This is a genomic window from Halomonas sp. 111 (assembly GCF_052379685.1).
GTDB lineage: Bacteria > Pseudomonadota > Gammaproteobacteria > Pseudomonadales > Halomonadaceae > Vreelandella > Vreelandella citrativorans.
The window spans coordinates 64,460-83,632 of sequence record NZ_JBQSYV010000001.1; the positions used below are offsets into that span (position 1 = coordinate 64,460).

Annotated in this window: 21 protein-coding genes; 4 read left to right on the top strand and 17 right to left on the bottom strand. The window is 53.1% G+C overall.

Features of this window, described 5'->3' with window-relative positions:
* Positions 1-36 precede the first annotated feature (36 nt).
* The 3 genes from ACT3T7_RS00290 (at position 37) to ettA (ending at position 3,713) form a co-directional block, all read left to right on the top strand.
* Entirely contained in the window at positions 37-1,350 is a 1,314-nt protein-coding gene (locus ACT3T7_RS00290) for an MFS transporter (RefSeq protein WP_444629726.1), read from the top strand.
* Between the two features lie 303 nt (positions 1,351-1,653).
* Positions 1,654-1,860: a PA3496 family putative envelope integrity protein gene (locus tag ACT3T7_RS00295; RefSeq protein ID WP_172116110.1), complete on the top strand. Its 207-nt coding sequence runs from the start codon at positions 1,654-1,656 to the stop codon at positions 1,858-1,860.
* Between the two features lie 191 nt (positions 1,861-2,051).
* Positions 2,052-3,713: an energy-dependent translational throttle protein EttA gene (gene ettA / locus ACT3T7_RS00300; protein ID WP_172116109.1), complete on the top strand. Its 1,662-nt coding sequence runs from the start codon at positions 2,052-2,054 to the stop codon at positions 3,711-3,713.
* Positions 3,714-3,838: 125 nt separating this feature from the next.
* Here ettA and ACT3T7_RS00305 read toward each other — a convergent pair whose 3' ends face one another.
* From ACT3T7_RS00305 to phaR, 7 genes are all read right to left on the bottom strand, one after another.
* Positions 3,839-3,997 carry a DUF1328 domain-containing protein gene (locus ACT3T7_RS00305; protein ID WP_018918588.1) on the bottom strand — a complete coding sequence of 53 codons (159 nt, stop codon included), beginning with the start codon at positions 3,995-3,997 and terminating at the stop codon, positions 3,839-3,841.
* Positions 3,998-4,192: 195 nt separating this feature from the next.
* The gene (gene coq7, locus ACT3T7_RS00310; RefSeq protein WP_441678295.1) at positions 4,193-4,834 is read right to left on the bottom strand and encodes a 2-polyprenyl-3-methyl-6-methoxy-1,4-benzoquinone monooxygenase; all 642 of its coding nucleotides are present in this window, start codon (positions 4,832-4,834) and stop codon (positions 4,193-4,195) included.
* A 65-nt stretch (positions 4,835-4,899) separates the two neighbouring features.
* Positions 4,900-5,241 (bottom strand): histidine triad nucleotide-binding protein, encoded by a 342-nt coding sequence (locus ACT3T7_RS00315; RefSeq protein WP_444629727.1) that lies wholly within the window; start codon positions 5,239-5,241, stop codon positions 4,900-4,902.
* 51 nt (positions 5,242-5,292) lie between these two features.
* Positions 5,293-6,165: a phosphoribulokinase gene (locus tag ACT3T7_RS00320; RefSeq protein WP_444629728.1), complete on the bottom strand. Its 873-nt coding sequence runs from the start codon at positions 6,163-6,165 to the stop codon at positions 5,293-5,295.
* Positions 6,165-6,605 carry an acyl-CoA thioesterase gene (locus ACT3T7_RS00325; RefSeq protein ID WP_441678291.1) on the bottom strand — a complete coding sequence of 147 codons (441 nt, stop codon included), beginning with the start codon at positions 6,603-6,605 and terminating at the stop codon, positions 6,165-6,167. The genes ACT3T7_RS00320 and ACT3T7_RS00325 overlap by 1 nt, the downstream gene beginning before the upstream one ends.
* Before the next feature lie 62 nt (positions 6,606-6,667).
* Positions 6,668-7,954 carry a phosphoribosylamine--glycine ligase gene (gene purD, locus ACT3T7_RS00330; RefSeq protein ID WP_444629729.1) on the bottom strand — a complete coding sequence of 429 codons (1,287 nt, stop codon included), beginning with the start codon at positions 7,952-7,954 and terminating at the stop codon, positions 6,668-6,670.
* A gap of 67 nt (positions 7,955-8,021) precedes the next feature.
* Positions 8,022-8,483 carry a polyhydroxyalkanoate synthesis repressor PhaR gene (gene phaR / locus ACT3T7_RS00335; RefSeq protein WP_444629730.1) on the bottom strand — a complete coding sequence of 154 codons (462 nt, stop codon included), beginning with the start codon at positions 8,481-8,483 and terminating at the stop codon, positions 8,022-8,024.
* Positions 8,484-8,616: 133 nt separating this feature from the next.
* Here phaR and ACT3T7_RS00340 point away from each other — a divergent pair, with 133 nt between their 5' ends.
* Positions 8,617-9,330, top strand: coding sequence for a 16S rRNA (uracil(1498)-N(3))-methyltransferase (locus ACT3T7_RS00340; protein WP_444629731.1), 714 nt, complete (start codon positions 8,617-8,619; stop codon positions 9,328-9,330).
* 10 nt (positions 9,331-9,340) lie between these two features.
* On the opposite strand, the gene rloA3 is transcribed toward ACT3T7_RS00340, so the two are convergent.
* The 10 genes from rloA3 to hemH all read right to left on the bottom strand — a co-directional run bounded on the left by rloA3 (position 9,341) and on the right by hemH (position 18,749).
* Positions 9,341-9,892, bottom strand: a complete 552-nt coding sequence (gene rloA3 / locus ACT3T7_RS00345; protein WP_172116101.1) for a retropepsin-like aspartic peptidase RloA3 — start codon at positions 9,890-9,892, stop codon at positions 9,341-9,343.
* A gap of 45 nt (positions 9,893-9,937) precedes the next feature.
* Positions 9,938-11,116, bottom strand: coding sequence for a lytic murein transglycosylase (locus ACT3T7_RS00350; RefSeq protein WP_444629843.1), 1,179 nt, complete (start codon positions 11,114-11,116; stop codon positions 9,938-9,940).
* 324 nt (positions 11,117-11,440) lie between these two features.
* Positions 11,441-11,845, bottom strand: coding sequence for a monovalent cation/H(+) antiporter subunit G (gene mnhG, locus ACT3T7_RS00355; protein ID WP_193055000.1), 405 nt, complete (start codon positions 11,843-11,845; stop codon positions 11,441-11,443).
* Entirely contained in the window at positions 11,838-12,107 is a 270-nt protein-coding gene (locus ACT3T7_RS00360; protein ID WP_192527952.1) for a monovalent cation/H+ antiporter complex subunit F, read from the bottom strand. Before ACT3T7_RS00360 ends, mnhG begins: the two co-directional genes overlap by 8 nt.
* Positions 12,107-12,580: a Na+/H+ antiporter subunit E gene (locus ACT3T7_RS00365; RefSeq protein ID WP_193057055.1), complete on the bottom strand. Its 474-nt coding sequence runs from the start codon at positions 12,578-12,580 to the stop codon at positions 12,107-12,109. Before ACT3T7_RS00365 ends, ACT3T7_RS00360 begins: the two co-directional genes overlap by 1 nt.
* On the bottom strand, positions 12,577-14,172 hold the full coding sequence (locus ACT3T7_RS00370) for a Na+/H+ antiporter subunit D (RefSeq protein ID WP_444629732.1): 1,596 nt from the start codon (positions 14,170-14,172) through the stop codon (positions 12,577-12,579). The genes ACT3T7_RS00365 and ACT3T7_RS00370 overlap by 4 nt, the downstream gene beginning before the upstream one ends.
* Complete coding sequence (locus ACT3T7_RS00375) at positions 14,169-14,516, bottom strand: Na+/H+ antiporter subunit C (protein WP_172116096.1); 348 nt, start codon at positions 14,514-14,516, stop codon at positions 14,169-14,171. Before ACT3T7_RS00375 ends, ACT3T7_RS00370 begins: the two co-directional genes overlap by 4 nt.
* Before the next feature lie 18 nt (positions 14,517-14,534).
* Positions 14,535-14,966 (bottom strand): Na+/H+ antiporter subunit B, encoded by a 432-nt coding sequence (locus ACT3T7_RS00380; RefSeq protein WP_087107785.1) that lies wholly within the window; start codon positions 14,964-14,966, stop codon positions 14,535-14,537.
* Positions 14,959-17,310, bottom strand: a complete 2,352-nt coding sequence (locus ACT3T7_RS00385; RefSeq protein ID WP_444629733.1) for a putative monovalent cation/H+ antiporter subunit A — start codon at positions 17,308-17,310, stop codon at positions 14,959-14,961. The genes ACT3T7_RS00380 and ACT3T7_RS00385 overlap by 8 nt, the downstream gene beginning before the upstream one ends.
* 359 nt (positions 17,311-17,669) lie before the next feature.
* Positions 17,670-18,749, bottom strand: a complete 1,080-nt coding sequence (hemH, locus tag ACT3T7_RS00390; protein WP_444629734.1) for a ferrochelatase — start codon at positions 18,747-18,749, stop codon at positions 17,670-17,672.
* Positions 18,750-19,173 lie beyond the last annotated feature (424 nt).

The window sequence follows — 19,173 nt, forward strand, 5'->3', positions numbered from 1 at the left end:
TTGTCATTCCAGGAGTATAACCGCCAAGGAGCTGTAATGGCTGGACCCAATATTTCTCAAGCGCGTGTTTTTGAGTGGCTAACGGGCGATGAGGACAGCCGACTCTGTGCTGATATTCCGGAGCAGGCCTGCGCCGAACAACCGCGTAATTTTTTTCTGCACTTATGGGCCTCCCTGGGGAATAAGCTTGCTGACGAGCTATCCAGCGCACGCTTGGTGCTTCCCTGGCTAATGGGGGTTATCGGCGCACCCATCTGGATGGTGGGGCTGTTGGTGCCTATTCGTGAGTCTGGTGCCCTGTTACCCCAGATATTCGTGGCGGGCTTTATTCGTCTAAAACCCAAGCGTAAAGGCGTTTGGGTTTTAGGTGCGCTGTTCCAGGCACTTGCCGCATTTGCACTTGCTGTCTTGGCACTTGTGGGGAGCGGAAGCCTGGGTGGCGCTGCGGTGTTAGCTGTACTTGTGCTGCTCTCCTTGGCACGCGGGCTTTCATCAATTGCCAGCAAAGATGTCATGGGCAAAACCATTGCCAAACGCCGCCGAGGCGCCCTGATGGGGTGGAGCGGTAGCATAGCGGGCGGGGCAACCCTGACGGCGGGTGGTGTGCTGATGTTGCTGGGTAATCAACCAGGCAACCTCGCCCTGGCGGTACTTTTAAGCGTTGCCGCCTTCAGTTGGCTACTAAACGCGCTCTGTGTCGCACGTATTAAAGAAGTACCAGGTGCAGTGGAAGGCGGAGAGAGCGCTTGGGACAGCATCAAGCTTGGCCTATCGCTCTTAAAAAAGGATCGCACGTTTCTACATTTCAATGTTGCCAGAGCATTGCTGCTCTCCAGCGCACTGGCGCTACCCTACATTGCGCTACTCGGCCAGCAGCAAAGCGGCTCTGATTTGGGTGGGCTTGGTCTGCTTGTCGTGGTATCGGGTCTTGCAGCAATGGTGGCAAGCCCTATCTGGGGTAAATTAGCCGACCAATCCAGCCGCCGTGTAATGCGTAATGCGGCTATTGGCACCGTTACTTGCTGTTTACTAGGCGCTGGCTTGGCCTGGCTACCCGGTGCCTGGACTCAGAGTGTTTGGCCATATGCCTTGGTGTATGCGTTGCTGGTAATCATCCATCACGGTGTCCGCCTGGGGCGCAAAACCTATATTGTAGATATGGCAAGCCAAGATGACAGGGCTCTGTATGTTGCTCTTTCCAATACCTTAACCGGCCTGCTCATGCTCGTCGTCGGCGGCGTTATTGGCGGGCTGGCCCAATGGCTAGGTAGTGCGGCGTTGCTGTTGCTTTTGGCACTTACGGCGGCTGGGGCGGTGCTTAGTGCGCTGAAACTGCCCGAGGTGGAATAACAGACATGATTGCAATGCAACGCTCTCCGCAACACCCGTTTTTGATGAAACAGACCAGCTGATGTATTTCATCGGCGTACAAAAAGATGTTACTGAGCGCGTGGAGGCACAACTGGCTTTAGCTGAATGACAACGCAGTGATAACACCGCCCATAAAGCACAGGACTCATTAATTAACGCCAACACTTGACCTTCAGCCCATGTAGCGCTATATAGCGGCTAGGCGCTGCTACAGCGTTTGGCGCTTCTTTCAAACGAAGCCATCGTGACGCCGGCCTGCCGGCTTGGGTTGGAGGGCATACCATGAGCCGTGACCCCTTAAATCGTGAGAACTACTCAGCAGAAAACCTTGAAGCTGACGAATTCGATAATCTTGATGCCGTAAACGATGATCAATACGGCAAGCATAAACCAAGCAAAACCGACTCGTTACGCGCCCGCCGACAGGTGGAAGCGTGGCTTGAGGAGCGTCGTTTACAGCGCGCCATTGAAGATGATTGGGATGCGTAAATAGCTCCTTTAAGTGGGCAGCGAGCCAGTTGCCCTCTTCGTCACCATCCAACACATCACAAAATCCACGCTTTCTTTTTATAGCCATTGGATGTTGCCCGTGGCCTCCTCTGGCCTTTCCAAGCACAGAGCACTATCATCTGAGGCTACTCAGCACGTTGCTGTCTCATTCATCAACCTAACGGATTTCCATGGCGCAATACGTATTCACCATGAACCGGGTTGGCAAAGTTGTGCCACCCAAAAAACAAATTCTCAAGGATATTTCGCTATCGTTTTTCCCGGGCGCCAAAATCGGCGTTTTGGGTTTAAACGGTGCCGGTAAATCCACACTGCTGCGCATTATGGCGGGTGTCGATAAAGAGTTTGAGGGTGAAGCTCGTCCGATGCCGGGTATCAATGTCGGTTATCTCCCCCAAGAACCGCAGCTTGATGATGAGAAAAATGTCCGCGACACCGTTGAAGAAGCACTAGGCGCTATCAAGGAAGCGCAGGAGAAGCTGGACGCTGTTTATGCTGCCTACGCTGAGCCTGATGCCGACTTCGATGCACTGGCAAGCGAGCAAGCACGCCTTGAAAACATCATTGAAGCCGCCGATGCCCACAACCTTGAGCGTAAGCTTGAGGTCGCTGCCGAAGCGCTTCGCTTGCCACCGTGGGATGCCAAAGTAGGCAACCTTTCAGGTGGTGAACGGCGCCGTGTCGCGCTTTGTCGCCTACTGCTTTCAAGCCCGGACATGCTGCTTCTGGATGAGCCAACCAACCACCTGGACGCCGAATCGGTTGCCTGGCTGGAGCGCTTCCTGCATGACTATAACGGCACCGTTGTGGCGATTACCCACGACCGTTACTTCCTGGACAACGTAGCGGGCTGGATTCTGGAGCTCGACCGTGGCCAAGGCATCCCGTTTGAAGGCAACTACTCTCAGTGGCTAGAGCAAAAAGAGCACCGCCTAACCCAGGAAGCCAAGCAGGAAGCATCGCGGCAAAAAGCCATCAAGCAAGAGCTTGAGTGGGTGCGTAGTAACGCTAAAGGTCGTCAGGCCAAAAGCAAAGCGCGCCTTAACCGCTTTGAAGAAATGCAGTCCGGCGACTTCCAGAAACGCAATGAAACCAACGAGATCTATATTCCGCCTGGCCCGCGCCTGGGTGATAAGGTCATCGAGTTTCATAATGTCTCCAAGCGCTTTGAAGACAAGCTGCTGTATGAAGACCTTTCCTTCACTATTCCCCAAGGTGCGATTGTTGGCATCGTCGGCGGAAACGGTGCGGGTAAATCGACCCTGTTTAAACTCATCACCGGTAAAGAGCAGCCAGACACGGGTGAAGTGGTCATCGGAGACACGGTTGAGATCGCTTACGTTGAGCAGCTACGTGATGCGCTTGATGACAAGCAGACGGTTTGGCAGGCGGTGTCTGGCGAGCAGGACATTCTCAACATCAACGGCTACGAAGTGTCCTCACGTGCCTACGTTGGTCGCTTTAACTTCAAAGGTAATGACCAGCAGAAGCGCCTGGATGAACTGTCCGGCGGTGAGCGAGGACGCTTGCAGCTTGCTCAAACGCTCAAACAGGGCGCCAACGTACTCCTGCTGGATGAGCCATCTAACGACCTTGATATTGAGACACTGCGTGCGCTTGAAGAAGCCCTTCTTGCCTTCCCAGGCTGCGCCATGGTGATTTCTCATGATCGCTGGTTCCTGGACCGTATTGCCACGCACATTCTGGCGTTTGAAGGTGACTCTGAAGTCGTCTTCTTCGACGGTAACTATACCGACTATGAAGACGATCATAAAAAGCGGGTAGGTAACGATACGCCCAAGCGCATGAAGTACAAGCGTATTGATGCCTGATTTTTAGCGTTCCATACCCGGTAACAGTACGGCTGACCCGTATGCAAAAAGCCCCAAACGGGGCTTTTTGTTTAGCTGGTTCTATCCAAAGTCTTTATGAAAGGTCTCTATAAGTAGCCCTTATGCTAACGGCGTCGCCCTGTAAAGAGCGATACCACAAACAGGATGAGAAACAGAACGAATAGAATTTGCGCGATGGTTGATGCAACCCCCGCGATCCCCGAAAACCCGAGCACACCGGCGATAATCGCAATAATCAGAAACAGCATCGCATTGCCTAGCATCGTCTTTCTCCTTTTCCCTGGTGACGCTTTTCTGCTTTAGAAAACGCACGTTACCTTACGTACGATTAGCGTTGACATGATTAAGCGTTGGCGATAACTCGCCATTCGTCAAGAATTTAAGGATAACTTGCCTTCCTTGCTGATGCTTTTCATTCCCGATGCCGTACTAAGCAATAGCACGTCAGAAATAGCACATCAGAAATAGTAGGCGCCTTTAGTGGCACCTTGAGCGATAAACCGTAGCCCCCATTTAATCGGCGCAGGGAAACGCAGGCCCCCCGCCTCTATCGCTAAATGCGCCTGGTGCACTTCATCCGCAGCCATCTGACGAAGCAGCGCATGCGAGCGCTGATCGTCTGCCATTAGCCTGGCCTGCTGCTCTTCAAAGTGTTTACCTGAAAGCTCGCAGGTAGCGGCAATCATACCAAGGCTTAGACGCTCGCTGGTTAACCCAGAGATAGCCCCAACCCCAAATGCAGCGGTATAGAAAAAGGGCGTAAAGTAGCTGGTGCGACTATTCAGTTGCGCCAGCCGCTCTTCACACCACGCCAAGTGATCAAACGCCTCCGCAGCGGATTGCACCATTTGCGTACGCGCGTGGGGAAGCGCTGCGGTAATACTCTGGCCCTGATACAGCGCCTGATTCGATACACCAATCACATGATTAACACGCATCAGGCCTGCGGTATGACGTCGTTGGTGGCCATCAAACACCCTATCTGCAAGTTTACTGGCGGGGTGGTTACGCTGTGATGTAGCGGCGCGAGGTATCAGCGACCGTAACGCTGTATCAAACTGATGAATTAAGCAATCAGACCGACTAAGCTGGCGCTTCATGGCTTACTCCGCTTAACAGCAAACTGTCTTAAAGGCTGTCTTAAAGATAGCTTGAAGGCCGTATGTTAGCCCGCAGGCCACGTAAACTGACGGCCACCTAATAAATGCATGTGTATGTGGTAGACCGTCTGACCGCCCTTTTCGTTGCAATTCATCACAACACGATAACCGTCTTCAGCAAAGCCCTGCTGCTTGGCAAGCCTGGCAGCAGTGAACTGCAAACGACCGACTAGCTCAAGGTCGTCTTCTTCAATGTCATTTAAGGTGGCGATGTGCTTTTTGGGAATAATCAGCTGATGCGTGGGCGCCATAGGGCTAATGTCGTTAAAGGCGAGAACGTGCTCGTCTTCATAAACGATATCAGCCGGGATCTCACGATTGATGATTTTGCAGAATAAACACTCCATACCCACTCCTTGTTATCGTTGCAGCTTGTCGCCCGGCATTTGCAAACGCGGTTAACGAAAGCGGCGCTGGGATAATAAATGGCGCACCAGGGGTGCCAAAATCAGTTCCATGGCTAATGACATGCGCGCGCCAGGCACGACCAGCGTATGTGGCCGCGTCATAAAGGCATCCTTGATCATTGCAAGAAGCCAGGGAAAATCAACGGTTGATGGATCACGAAACCGGATCACCACAAACGATTCGGCATCTGTGGGGATATCCTGCACTTCAAAGGGGTTGGACGTATCGACGGTAGGCACCCGTTGAAAGTTGATATGGGTGCGGGAGAATTGCGGCTGAATATAGCGCACGTAATCGTTCATGCGGCCCAGAATCGTATCGATCACCGCTTCCTGGGAGTAGCCACGCAGCTTGGTATCACGGTCAATTTTCTGAATCCATTCAAGATTCATGGTCGGCGCAACGCCTACCAACAGATCCACATGGCGAGCAATGTCGTACTCCTGGGCTACCAGCCCGCCATGTAAACCTTCATAGAACAACAGGTCGGTACCACATGGGAGCGACTGCCACTCCGTAAAGGTGCCTACGCGGTAGCCCGCTTCGATTTTCTGCTTGTCTTCCGCGTGAATATAGTGCCGAAACGTGCCCGTACCGTGCTCGCCATACTCGGCAAACACCCCTTCAAGGCGGTCAAGCAGGTTGGCTTCTACTGCAAAATGCGAAAGCTCATGCTTACGCTCAGGCTCTTCACGAAACATGCGGTGAAGATCATCGCGTGTATAGCGGTGAAAAGCGTCACCGTCCACCATGGCCGCATGTACATCTTCGCGTAGAAACATGCGCTCAAAGCTTCGTCTTACGGTCGTGGTGCCCGCACCCGAAGAGCCTGTCACGGCGATAATGGGATATTCCCGCGACATTAAGCGCTCCTCGCTTGGGCCAAGGCCTGCTTGATGGGCTCAGGTATCGCAACCGGCCGCCCAGTATTGGCGTCGATGAGCAACTGGTTAACGCGGGCGGTCGCCACGATATGTTCGCCGTCGCGCTGCAAAATACGCTGGTAAACGGTTAATGCCTTGCCCTGCGGCTCAGGCACCGCCGTTTCAATGGTCAACGCATCAGGCCAACGCGCTTCACGTTGATACTGCACGGCCAAGTCGGCCACCACGCTTGGATAGCCGTGCATGTCCCATTCCGATAGCGCCAGGGCGGAAAAAGCGTGAACGCGGGCTTCATGTAGCAGCGAAACCACTGTGTCATGCCCCAAATGCCGACCGTAGTTCATATCGGTTACCCGCACCGTTAAAGGGTGACGATGAATAACCGCGTTAGCGGGAAAATCCAGCGTGACACGTTCCATACCTGTTTCCTTTCGGTGGTGATAAGTGGCCCGCCCCTTGCGCTACGGTATCAACGCGCTTATTACGCTTTTTCTCTCGCAATAGCACGGTAAGCGATATCACGGCGATATTCAGCGCCCTCCCAGCGAATCTCATTGACGCCTTTGTAAGCCTGCTGCTGTGCGCTAAATACACTCTCGCCCAGTGCCGTCACACACAGTACACGACCGCCGGAGGTCGTTACCTCGTTGTTCGCGTTCAGCGCGGTGCCCGCATGGAACACTTTGCTGTGCTGCTCGGCTTTTGCCAAACCATCAATGACATCGCCTTTACGATAGCTGTCTGGATAACCGCCCGCCGCCATGACCACACCCACCGCGGCACGTGAATCCCAATGGCACGTTTTACCCGCCAACTGCCCCTGGGCACCGGCAAGGCAAAGCTCAGCAAGATCCGACGTCAGGCGCATCATGATGGGCTGAGTTTCGGGGTCACCAAAGCGGCAGTTATATTCAATCACTTTGGGCTGCCCGGTCTGGTCGATCATCAACCCGGCATACAAAAATCCGGTATAGGCATTGCCTTCAGCGGCCATCCCTTTAACCGTGGGCACGATGACCTGCTCCATGATGCGGGCATCAACGTCTGGCGTAACGACCGGCGCAGGTGAGTAAGCGCCCATGCCGCCGGTATTAGGGCCTGTGTCGCCATCATAGGCGCGCTTGTGGTCCTGGCTGGTGGCCATGGGAACGATGTTTTCGCCATCGACCATGACGATAAAGCTCGCTTCTTCGCCTTCCAGAAACTCTTCAATGACAACGCGAGCACCGGCATCGCCAAAGGCATTGGCTTCGAGCATATCGCGAATGGCGGCTTCGGCCTCCACTTCGCTCATGGCAACGATCACGCCCTTACCTGCCGCCAAGCCATCCGCCTTGATAACGATAGGCGCACCGACCGTGTGTAAATATGCCAGCGCAGGCGTTACCGCGGTAAACGTCTGATAAGCCGCCGTTGGAATAGCATGGCGCGCCAGGAAGTCCTTGGTAAACGACTTGGAGCCTTCAAGCTGGGCCGCGGCTTGGGTAGGGCCAAAGATGGTTAGGCCAGCCGCTTGAAAGCGGTCAACGACGCCTTCGACCAGAGGCGCTTCCGGACCGACGACGGTCAAGCCAATACGCTCCTGGAGCGCAAATGCTTCCAGCCCGGCCAAGTCGGTGGCCGCAATATCGATATTGGTCAGCTTATCTTCGGTCGCCGTACCGGCATTGCCGGGCGCTACGAATACCTGCTCAACATTATCAGATTGCGCTAATTTCCACGCCAACGCATGTTCGCGGCCGCCGCCACCTATCATCAAAACCTTCATGTTCTTCCTTCTCGAACGGGAGAGCGATTATGCGCCGCATTATGCCACAAGGTGACCACTCGTGGCGTTAGGAGGATTTATCCTCATCCTTGTCGCTGGTGGAGGGCGACTGGTTCAAGGTGTTTTGCCAAAAGCGCATATTTTCTTCGGCCAGCTCGCGCATAAATTCCATGGGCGTATGGCGCATGGCCTGCTGCCATTGGCTTTGCAAACGCTTTTGCTGCTCCAGCATAAGCTGCGTGCCTTGCTCCAGATAACGCGCCAGCGGTAAAGGCGACGACATATCATAAACCCGGATGAGCTGCGCCAGCAGGTCGTTAGAGAATACTTCGGCTTCGTTATCCGACTGCTCCTGCTCAATAATGATGGAGAGCAGAATGGTACGCGTCAGGTCTTCACCGCTTTTGGCATCCTCAACCCGAAACGGCGCTTCTTCAATAATAAGATGGCGCAGATCTTCAAGCGTGACATAACGGCTTTGCTGAGTGTCGTACAACCGGCGATTGGCATACTTACGAATTACGCGCACAGCGCATCTCCTTAAACGCGATAGGGGGTGTTCCCCAATGCTATTATTGTGCCTGCACCACGCGCCCATGCAAGCCATGTGAGTAGAATATTGCGCAACAGTGTGCCCACCCTTCGACCAATAGATGCCGATTATGAATTTGATTTTGCTTCACCCCAGCGACCTCGACCACCAGGGCCATGCGCGCATAACAGACGCACGCAGATTAGCGCATTTACGCGATATCCATCGCGCCGCCCTCGGTGACCGGTTAACGGTGGGTGTTCAGGGTGGCTTAATGGGAAAGGCACAGCTGGTCGAATTAACCACTGAGCTTGCCGTATTTGCCCTTGACCCGTTAGCAGACGTGCCTCCCCCCACTCTTCCCGTGCACTTGGTACTCGCGCTACCTCGACCACGCATGCTGGCGCGAACGCTTGAGCATGTGACAGCGCTAGGGGTGAAGGAAATTACTTTACTGCATACCAAGCGCGTAGAGAAAAGCTATTGGCAATCACCAGAGCTTCTTCCCGAGAAAATTCATCAGCACCTGGTGCTGGGCCTAGAACAAGCACGTGATACCCAACTACCGAGCGTGACACTGACCAAAGGCTTTCGGCCCTTTCTTGAAGAGCAACTGCCTGCTTTACTTCGCGGTCGCCGTGGCCTTGTGGCTCACCCGGGCATGCCGATGGCCTGCCCACGTGGCATCAGCGACAATACGCTGCTGTTGGTCGGCCCAGAAGGTGGGTTTATCCCATGGGAAGTTGAGAAACTGCTGGACGCTGGCTGTGAGGGGATGCATCTTGGGCCGCGCATTTTACGCGTTGAAACAGCCGTCACAGCGTTGCTGTCACGGCTGTTTTAGAGCTCAATACCTAGGCTTGCTGGTCTTCTGGATCGTGAGGCACTACCTCAGCATCGTCACTGCAGGATGGCTCTTGCTGGAATGTTTCGCGCACGTCCAGCAAGCCTAAATGGCTGATGGTACGCCGGCCAAGCAGCAGTGGATAATGCATTTCTTCGCGATCACGTAGGCTAAATTGCTCTTCGTAAACCGTATCGCCCATGCACACATTCATTAATACAACGGGGCGCTCATCACGTCCGCCCGCACCGCGCACTGCCAACTCACGATAGAGCGGCCGTTCAAGACGGTCGCTAAACACTTCGTCGTTCTGCTGGTCTGTTAGCTTTAAGCGAAAGCGCACCCACTCCTCGCCCTCTTTCTCAAACACTTCGATATCACGCGCATCCAGAGATGACGTCAGGGCACCACTATCAAGCTTGGCCTTCACCATGATGCCCCAAGGCTCTATGGTGGCATTTTCAACCCAGCCAAACACTTTATCATCATCGCTTGCCACTGCGCTGGCGGCTAATGCACTTACCAGCACACTACTTAACAGCGTTTTTGCCACAAATCCCATAGCATCATCCTTGGTGAAATAAGTGATTAATCATTAACTACGCACCTAGCGCAGCCTTTCAAGCAGCGCCTGAGTAGCGAAGCCATCCGGCGTCAGCCCTTGGCTGCGTTGAAAGTCACGCACGCCTTGGCGTGTATTGGGCCCCATCACACCGTCAGCCCTGCCTACCGAATAGCCCGCTTCATTCAAGCGCCGCTGGAGTTCTTTGACATCGTCGCGGGTTAAAGGTGTCTGCCCTCGCGGCCATGTCTGGCGTATTCCCTCACGCCCGGCAATTTTATCAGCCAACGTCGCCACGGCCAGGGCGTAGCTGGTGGCATTGTTATAGCGCAAAATCGCTCGAAAATTAGCGCCTACCAAAAAGGCGGGCCCTTCAGCCCCGGCCGGAATGACGATGGCCGCGCTCTCGAAATTGGGCAGTTCACCCTGCAAAGCACGTACACCCTGACTCGCCCACTCGGCGCTACTGCGGCGCTCGGTCTGTGAATAATCAAACGATGCAGGAAGAGCTAACTCAACCCCCCAGGGTTCGCCTGCTTGCCAACCTGCCCGCGCCAGATAGTTGGCGGTGGAAGCCATCACATCGGGGATACTGCCCCAGATATCACGGCGGCCATTGTTATCACCATCCACGGCATAAGCTTCAAAGCTACTGGGGATGAACTGGGTATGCCCCATAGCCCCCGCCCAAGAGCCTTCCATTTGCTCGGCTGCGATATCGCCCTGGTCAATAATACGTAACGCCGCAAGCAGTTCACCGCGTGCAAAATCCCGGCGACGCCCGTCGTATGCCAGGGTAGCGAGCGCCTCAAGGGTTGAGAAATCACCAAAATTGCTTCCGTAATTGCTCTCGATGCCCCAAATCGCCACGATGATTTCAGAGGGCACGCCGTAGCGTTGCTGCATTTCTAATGCCGTCTGGCGGTGGGCGTCAAGTTTCTCACGGCCGGCATTGACGCGCGTATCGGAGGCGGCAGTGTCGAGATATTCCCAAATAGGCCGCACAAACTCCGGCTGGTAACGGTCCAGTTCAATCACCCGTTCACGGTAGCGCACGTTATCCAGTCCGGTGGCTAGCGTTGATTCACTGATCCCCTGAGCAGCTGCATAACGACGGAACTCATTGCGCCACTGTTCAAAGTTGGCATAGCGTAGCTCTTCGGCACCGCGGGCATCCACTTCTGTCATCAACTGCGGGTTAGCGTAGAGGCTTCCGCTAAACATTACCGATAGCACCCCGGCAGTAACTACCAGTGATGTATGACAAAAAGCGCGACGTAATGGCAAATTAATCTTGGGCAACATGGTGTCTCTTCCTGGGCTGTCCTTGGCATGCCTGATGATGGCCTGGAAAACAAGCAGATACCAGAATTTGTACGAAAACAACGCGTGCTTAGCCGTTGTGGCGTAAACCCTGCCTACCAACCTTTCACCAGATAAAGTCACGGCGCTGACATTTCCTGCTGATACATTGTGTTATAAAAAAACCACCCGAAGGTGGCTTCTTACCGATTGGTTATTTACTAGCCGCTAAATTAGTGCAAGACATCAGTCGGGATCCGTCGCTCGTGGCTGACGTTTAGCATTTTCATTCGTTTCCATACCGCTTTTTAATTCATGGGTTAACGGGTCGTAGTTGGGACGAAGCTCATCCTTGACCGTACCACTCCAAAGTCGAGAGCCCACAAAGTAACCCGCCCGTCCTATCACATGCGCCGCAACGGGGGCTGTCATCAGGATAAACACGATAATCGCAAAGGAGCGAGCGACCACGCCTACCTCAGAAAAATGCATTGCCGATGCCAGCATGATCAAAATAACGCCTAATGCCGCCGCTTTGGTAGTGGCATGCATACGCGTTAGTAGATCCGGCAAACGTAGCAAGCCAATAGCCGCCAGGAGCATAAATAAAGAGCCTGTCAGCAATAGCGCACCTTTAATCGTTTCAATCATCGCGAGGCCCTCCCCGTTCCAAAAAGCGTGCAAAGCCAATCGCGGCTAGAAAGCCCATTAGCGCAATAACGATCGCGGCATCCAGAAAGCTGGCTACCCCGGATTGAATGGCGTAAACGCCTACCAGCCCGACCACCGTAGTAGAAAAAAGCTCAAGCGCCACCACTCGGTCAGGCAGGCTTGGCCCGCGCACCACACGCACAAATGTCAACACTAGCGCCAGCCCCATAATGATCTGGCTAATCAAGAGAACCGTATCCATTAGCGAAATAACTCCAAGGCTCGATGCTCCATTTCTTTTAAGTTACGTCTTAGCTCTTCTTCATCATCAAGAAACATGGCGTGGATATAAAGCACCTTGCGGTCATCAGAGACGTCCAGGCTCAGCGTTCCTGGGGTTAAAGAGATCAGATTAGCCACCAGGGTAATTTCCATTTCAGTGCGTGCGGAAAGCGGCATGGCAATCACGCCTGGCTGCATGTGCCAAGGCGGCGTCACAATATCAAAGGCAACACGCAGGTTGGCTTGAACAAGCTCCTTTAGAAAAAAGCCCAGAAAGCCAATAATGCGCGGAATCCTGGCCGGGTAGCCTTTTAATGCGCTGACTTGCGGCTCAATCATCACCAGCGTGATATAGCCGAAAATCATGCCTACCAGCAGGTTTAAGCCAGTGAAGTCGCCGCTTAGTAGCACCCACGCCAATCCTAACAGCAGGTTCCAAATAGCACCGGTCATGGCGCGTCCCCCCCGCCTATTATTTCTACCTGCAACTCGCCTGGTATCAGTAGCGCATCCTCAACACTCGCGGATACGCCCAACACCGCATCAATATAGCCTCTGGGGGCCAGCAATTGGTCACCAATAGTGGTCATCACGCTCATGATGGGTTCAGCAAAAACCCCGATTAGCACTGAAAACAGAGCCAGCACCACCACGGGCAAATACATCATCCACAGGCTGGGTTTAATAAGCCGCCCGTCATCCCCAGAGGGTGTATTCGATACAGGCACCTGATTATCGTCTGGCAAGGATTTCCAGAAGACTTCGTTCCATATCTTGACCATGGAGTAGAGCGTTAATAACCCCACACCCAAGGCAATGGCAGTAATCACATACGCCTCGGCTTCAATACCTGCCCGCACAATGACAAACTTGGCGAAGAATCCGGATAACGGAGGAACCCCCGCGAGGGAAAATGCTGAGATAAAAAACGCAACGGCAAGCCAAGGGCGCTCTTTATAAAGCCCACCCATCTTTTTTAGCTGGTACGTGCCCTGTAAGCGGTGAGTGATACCGCTAATCAAAAACAGGTTCGTCTTGACAATAATATTGTGCATGATGGCAAACACGCCGCCAGCAATCGCCAAGGGTGTATACAGCGCCAAGCCCAGAATCATATAACCAATCTGGCTGACGATATGAAACGACAAAATACGCCGAAACTCATATTGAGCAGCCGCACCCAGCACCCCGGTCACCATGGTAAGCACCGCCCCCCACAACATTATTTCCTGTAGGTAGTCCATCGACTGGTCAAAGATCAAGGTAAACACGCGGAACAGTGAATATACGCCTACTTTGGTGAGAAGGCCTGCGAACAGCGCTGAAACGGCAACCGGCGGCGTATGGTAAGACGCAGGCAGCCAGAAAAAGAGCGGAAAGGCCGCCGCCTTGATCCCAAAGGCCACCATAAACATCACCGCGAGTACCTCGACCATCCCGTTGTGCTCAACGGCATTCATGCGCAGTGCGATATCGGCCATGTTAAGCGTACCGACCGTGCCGTACAGCAGCCCCACCGCTGTCAGAAAGATCACCGACGCCAGCAGGTTAAGCGTTACGTACTTTATTGCTCCCTCCATCTGGGCCCGCTCGCCGCCCAAAATCAGTAGCGCAAAAGAGGCCACCAGCATTACTTCAAACCATACATACAGGTTGAAGATATCGCCGGTCAAAAAGGCTCCCGCCACCCCGGCTAACAACAAGTGCATTAACGGATAGTAGCCAAACTTTTCATGGCCACGGCCGGTCGTCGCCAAGGAGTAAATCCCCATGGCGAGCCCGATGATACCGGTCAGTAGCACCATCACCGCACTTAACATATCGGCGATGAGCGTAATCCCAAACGGCGCAGGCCAGCTGCCCATTTGCATGGTGACATAGCCTTCGGAAAGGGTTGTCGTAAACAGCCAAAGGCTAACGATCAGAAATGCTATATTTCCAGCGACTGCGATAAAGCGCTGCATTGGCCTTGAACGCCAAAACAGTAGTGAAATAGCCCCTGAAAGTAAGGGTAAAAGGACGGGAAGAGCAACTTCAGGCCTCACGTATCAGTATCCTTCATCTTATCCATGTCATCAGCCTTCACCACTTCATAGGCACGACGAATCAATACAACAGCAAAGGCCAGCACACCAAATGCGATAACGATAGCCGTCAGTACAACGGCTTGGGGCAACGGGTCAGCGACATCGCCCATAGGCTGAACCATACCTTCTGGAATCAGCGGTGGCGCGCCCCGCGTCATTCCGGCAGTAGTAAAGATCAATAAGTTAGCAGCGTTGGAAAGCAGCAGTAGCCCAATAACCAGTTTTACAATGGAGCGTCGCAGCATCATAAAAATAGCGGTGGCATACATAACCCCAATCGCTAGCGCCATTACCGGTTCCATGCGAATCCTCCTGTTATGTTAAGGCTCATCCTTATCCACCTCCATCAACGCCATCACCATACCAATCACCGCTCCCAACACCGCCAAGTAAACGCCAATATCAAAAATCAGCGGGGTGGAGGCTTTAAAATCAATAACCGGAATGGTCCACCACTGCGCGGTTAAAAACGGCTGACCCATAAACCAGGCAGGTACAACAGAAATCATGCCTAACAACAGCCCCACGCCAATCAAGTCGCGAGGGTCGACCATCCGTAAAACCTCTTTTGTGGCACTGACGCCAAACGCCAGCAGATACAAGGTAAACGCCCCCGCCGCTACTAACCCTGCAATAAACCCACCGCCGGGCTCGTCGTGTCCACGAAGCAGCAAAAATATCGAAAACATGAGCTGTAGCGGCATTAGAAAGCGGGCCGCCGTGTTTAAAATAATCGTTCCCGATTTAACCATCGTACGGCTCCCTGCTATCAGTATTCCCGCTGTCATTGGTGGGCTTAGCGCTTTCTGGCTCGTGGCGCAGCTTCAGCATAGCGATAACGCCAATGGCGGCTAGCGCCAGTACAAACATCTCGCCCAACGTATCCAGCGCCCGGTAATCCACCAAAATGACGTTGACGATGTTACGGCCAAAAGCGAGCGGTGCGCTGTTTTCAACCATATAGGTAGAAATGGACTCGAACTGGTTAATACTCCAGGCCGTCATGATCAGAAGGAAAATTAATATCCCCATCATCGCAGCTACCGAGCCATCGCGAATACGCTCCAGGCTGGTCGAAAGATGCGAGAAGCGAGGCAGTCTGAACAGTACCAGCACCAGTAAAATAACCGTGAGCGTTTCAACCAGAAGCTGGGTGATCCCAAGGTCAGGGGCGCTGAAAAGAATAAAGACCAGCGCGATTGAGAACCCCATAATACCCACTGACACGACAGCACCCAGCCGGGAGCGGGTGATTGTTGCATATAGGGCACCCATCACCATTGTGCCAACGACGATAGCCTCATGAAACCGTACATCAAGTTCAAAGGCTAACAGCGGAGAGTGGCGCACCAGAATGGAGTTACCCAACAGCGTAATCAGCACGACCAGCATGACTAAAATATAGTTGCGCATATAGCCATTTTGCAGCACACGGGTTTGCCATTCCGCAAACCGAACCAGGCCATTTAACAAGCCTTCATAGCCCGCTTCCGGGCCGTAACGCATAACAGGGGTCAGCAACGTTAGCTTGCCTCGTACGTTGTCCCAGTACTTGAACAGCAAAAAGCCCAACCCCAAGCTAACAACGGACATTATCAGCGCCGCATTAACGCCGTACCAAAGTGACAGCGCCACTACTCTCGGCTGCCCTGCCACCGCACTTGCCGCTGACGTTAAAAGAGCGTCAACGCCAAACATGGCGGGCGCCAGACCAAAAACCAGCGAGCCTACGCTTAGCAGTGCGGGTCCCATTAACATGCCGAAAGGTGCTTCATGCGGCGTTTTTGGGGTTTCGTGACGCTTGCCGTAGAAAGGCCGTAGCGCAACAATCGCCGCCACGGCGATAGTCATAATCGCGCTGACAAATGCGAACACGACTAGCAAGCCTTGAAAATCCCCTGCGCCCAGCACCGCTTCAAACTTAAGCTCTTTGCCAATAAAGCCAAGCAACGGCGGCACCCCAGCAAGTGATAGCGCCGCTATCAATGCAATGGTGGCCGTCACCGGCATCAGAGACCTTAACCCGCCCATTGCCGTGACATCCTTGGTGCCCGTTTCATGATCGAGAATACCGGCCACCATGAACAGCGCCCCTTTGTACAGGGAGTGTGCGAGCAAAAAAGTTACGAATGCTGTCATGGCGTACTCGGTGCCAATGCCCAGCAGCATCGTCAATGTACCGAGCGCCATAATGGTTGAGTAAGCCAGCAGCTTTTTAATGTTCGTGTGATGGATAGCCAGGAAAGCGCCCAGCAGCAGCGTAATAGCGCCCACCACAGAGAGGATGCTTATCCAAAGTGCCGTTCCACCCAGTTCAGGCTGAAGCCTTGCCATGAGGTAAATACCGGCTTTCACCATGGTGGCGGAGTGCAAATAAGCCGAGACAGGTGTAGGTGCTGCCATGGCGTTGGGCAGCCAGAAATGAAAGGGAAACTGAGCTGATTTAGTGAAAGCGCCCAACAGCAAACAGATAAGCATGGGCGTATAAAGGGCATGCTCTCGCAGGTCGGTTTCCATTGCGCGAATATCGGTTAACGACCACTGGTCGCTGGCGATGCCCAGCAAGATAAGCCCGGCCATCAACGCAAGTCCACCCGCAAAAGTGACAAAAAGCCCTTGGCGAGCCGACTTACGCGCCTGCATATCGGTATGGTTAAACCCGATCAGCAGGTACGAAGTAACGCTGGTTAACTCCCAAAAAATAAACAGCGTAATCAGCCCATCGGCCAACACTAGCCCCAGCATGGACACCATAAAAGCCATCAGCGCGATATGAAACCGCGCGATATCCGGGTGGCCTTTTAAGTAACTCCCCGCATACACCAATACGCACGCGCCAATAACGCTGATTAACAAGCCGAACAGTAAGGACAAACCATCCAGCATAAAGGTGAGGCTGATACCTAACGAAGGCACCCACTGCCACTCCATTAGCAGCGGGCCGTCATTGATGATTGTGGGTGCTTGAGAAAACAGCCACGCAGCAATGAGCGCAGGAAAAAGGGCCAATACCATACTCGTACGGTCTGCAAACCAGCGCTGCATAAGTGGTGCCAACGCGGCTAATACAAACCCCATCAAAACGGCGAATTGCATCTAGCGATATCTCCTGTGTATCTGCCCCATGATGAAGCGGGTTCGTTGAGCATCAATTCCTCTCGCGGTGAGTAGCGATCATCATCCCTGTTCACTGCTCTCTCTTAACTGCTCTGTCTCAAGCACCCTGTCTTAAGAGCTCTATGTCAATAACTCTGCCTTAAGCGCTCGGACCAGATTTTAACAAGCACGCCGAAAGCCGTAGAGTAACAGCGCTTATTTTAAGCACGCGAGGTGATCATAAAGTCGTAGACTCTATAACAGGCCACTGCGTGTTACCAGGCAATCATTCAAAATCAAATAGATAGCGTGCTTACTGTTACTTCATCGCCGTTTATAACGTCTTGATTATCGGTTCATTACGACTGTTGGAGCCAACCCAAAAGCTCGTTATTTACGATGTCCAGCAGCGCCTTTATGTGATCATTACGATCATTTAAGCAGGGAATGTAACTAAACGTTTCGCCGCCTGCTTCCATAAAGCTATCGCGGATCTCCTCCTTGATTTCTTCTAGCGTTTCCACACAGTCGGAGGAGAAAGCAGGCGATAGAATCGCAATATGTTTATGACCCTGCTTGGCAAGCGCGGCTACGTGCTCGACCGTTGCAGGCCCCACCCACTTTTCAGGACCAAACTGTGATTGAAAGGTGGTATCCACTTCCTCCTGGCTAAAGCCTAGCGTTTCGCCCAAGAGACGTGTGGTTTTCTGGCACTGGCAATAGTAGGGGTCGCCTTCCATCAAATAGCGCTCAGGCACGCCGTGGTAGCTGGCGACTAACTTGGTGGGTCGCGCCTCAAGTTCGGCATAAACATCTGTTACTGAATTCGCCAGTGCCTGTAGATAAGCAGGGTGATCAAAATAGGCGGGCACCGTACGAATAGAGGGTTGCCACTTCATCTTCATTAAGGCGCGAAACGCCTCATCATTGGCGGTTGCAGTGGTCGGCGAGGCGTACTGTGGGTAGAGCGGAAAGAAAACAATCTTCTCACAGCCCTTTTCTTTCATCCGCGTTAACACGCTGCGCGTTGAAGGATTGCCGTAGCGCATACAGAAATCCACTTCAACGTTGTCGCCGTATAAGGCCTTAAGCTGCTCCGTCAGTTTTTCGGTTTGCGCCCGCGTGATCGTGAGTAGCGGGCTTTCGTTTTGTTCGGTGTTCCAAATGCTTTTATACGCTTTACCCGACGAAAAAGGCCGCTTGGATAAAATAATCAGTTGCAGAAGCGGTTGCCACTTCCAATCGGGATAATCCACTACCCGCTTATCGGAGAGAAACTCACTTAAATAACGTCGCATCGACCAATAATCAGTGGCATCGGGCGTCCCCAGGTTAGCCAGAACTACACCTACTTTTGCCCGCGGCACGGCCGGATGATCACTGGATGCATGGGCCAAGCGGCCTTCGCCCGGCAGGTCCACCACAACGCTATCGGTCATTACGCTTACTCCAAAGACGGCTTCTAATTATCAAAAATCTTAACACTTTTCGATAAGGCGCGGCATAAAGTTATACTATCAACATCATTTGTATAACCACCGGTAAAGTGGCACTCCGCCGCCCCGCGCCTTACTTCAAATACGCTTTAAGCGCAGATCGAAGATACTTAAAAAAATAGCGACAAGGTGGCCAGAAGCAAAACACCTGAAAAGCACGGCGAATAGAGGCAAGTTAAGCGGTTAAAGCAATGCGTTGACCAGGATGCTGGTAGGGCTTTGTTGCTACCGAGCCTGCAAGAAGCGTTGAATGCAGGCTGCTGTTTCTTTGCCTGTCACCGCATTAGGGTTTAGGCGAGGGTGGGAAAAACGTTACGCTAACTGTTGTGTGTGCATTCAGTAAATACACAGAGTGATTCATCAACCG

What these genes read in the sequence shown, in the direction of transcription:
- ACT3T7_RS00325 (WP_441678291.1), bottom strand. Translation starts at nt 6,605, where the DNA reads ATGGAACGTGTCACGCTGGATTTTCCCGCTAACGCGGTTATTCATCGT.
- mnhG (WP_193055000.1), bottom strand. Translation starts at nt 11,845, where the DNA reads ATGATTGAAACGATTAAAGGTGCGCTATTGCTGACAGGCTCTTTATTT.
- ACT3T7_RS00305 (WP_018918588.1), bottom strand. Translation starts at nt 3,997, where the DNA reads ATGCTAGGCAATGCGATGCTGTTTCTGATTATTGCGATTATCGCCGGT.
- hemH (WP_444629734.1), bottom strand. Translation starts at nt 18,749, where the DNA reads ATGACCGATAGCGTTGTGGTGGACCTGCCGGGCGAAGGCCGCTTGGCC.
- coq7 (WP_441678295.1), bottom strand. Translation starts at nt 4,834, where the DNA reads ATGAAGCGCCAGCTTAGTCGGTCTGATTGCTTAATTCATCAGTTTGAT.
- ACT3T7_RS00385 (WP_444629733.1), bottom strand. Translation starts at nt 17,310, where the DNA reads ATGCAATTCGCCGTTTTGATGGGGTTTGTATTAGCCGCGTTGGCACCA.
- ACT3T7_RS00290 (WP_444629726.1), top strand. Translation starts at nt 37, where the DNA reads ATGGCTGGACCCAATATTTCTCAAGCGCGTGTTTTTGAGTGGCTAACG.
- purD (WP_444629729.1), bottom strand. Translation starts at nt 7,954, where the DNA reads ATGAAGGTTTTGATGATAGGTGGCGGCGGCCGCGAACATGCGTTGGCG.
- ACT3T7_RS00375 (WP_172116096.1), bottom strand. Translation starts at nt 14,516, where the DNA reads ATGGAACCGGTAATGGCGCTAGCGATTGGGGTTATGTATGCCACCGCT.
- ACT3T7_RS00360 (WP_192527952.1), bottom strand. Translation starts at nt 12,107, where the DNA reads ATGGATACGGTTCTCTTGATTAGCCAGATCATTATGGGGCTGGCGCTA.
- ACT3T7_RS00295 (WP_172116110.1), top strand. Translation starts at nt 1,654, where the DNA reads ATGAGCCGTGACCCCTTAAATCGTGAGAACTACTCAGCAGAAAACCTT.
- ACT3T7_RS00350 (WP_444629843.1), bottom strand. Translation starts at nt 11,116, where the DNA reads ATGTTTAGCGGAAGCCTCTACGCTAACCCGCAGTTGATGACAGAAGTG.
- ettA (WP_172116109.1), top strand. Translation starts at nt 2,052, where the DNA reads ATGGCGCAATACGTATTCACCATGAACCGGGTTGGCAAAGTTGTGCCA.
- ACT3T7_RS00380 (WP_087107785.1), bottom strand. Translation starts at nt 14,966, where the DNA reads ATGGTTAAATCGGGAACGATTATTTTAAACACGGCGGCCCGCTTTCTA.
- ACT3T7_RS00320 (WP_444629728.1), bottom strand. Translation starts at nt 6,165, where the DNA reads ATGTCGCGGGAATATCCCATTATCGCCGTGACAGGCTCTTCGGGTGCG.
- rloA3 (WP_172116101.1), bottom strand. Translation starts at nt 9,892, where the DNA reads ATGGGATTTGTGGCAAAAACGCTGTTAAGTAGTGTGCTGGTAAGTGCA.
- ACT3T7_RS00315 (WP_444629727.1), bottom strand. Translation starts at nt 5,241, where the DNA reads ATGGAGTGTTTATTCTGCAAAATCATCAATCGTGAGATCCCGGCTGAT.
- ACT3T7_RS00340 (WP_444629731.1), top strand. Translation starts at nt 8,617, where the DNA reads ATGAATTTGATTTTGCTTCACCCCAGCGACCTCGACCACCAGGGCCAT.
- ACT3T7_RS00365 (WP_193057055.1), bottom strand. Translation starts at nt 12,580, where the DNA reads ATGACCGGTGCTATTTGGAACCTGCTGTTAGGATTGGCGTGGGTGCTA.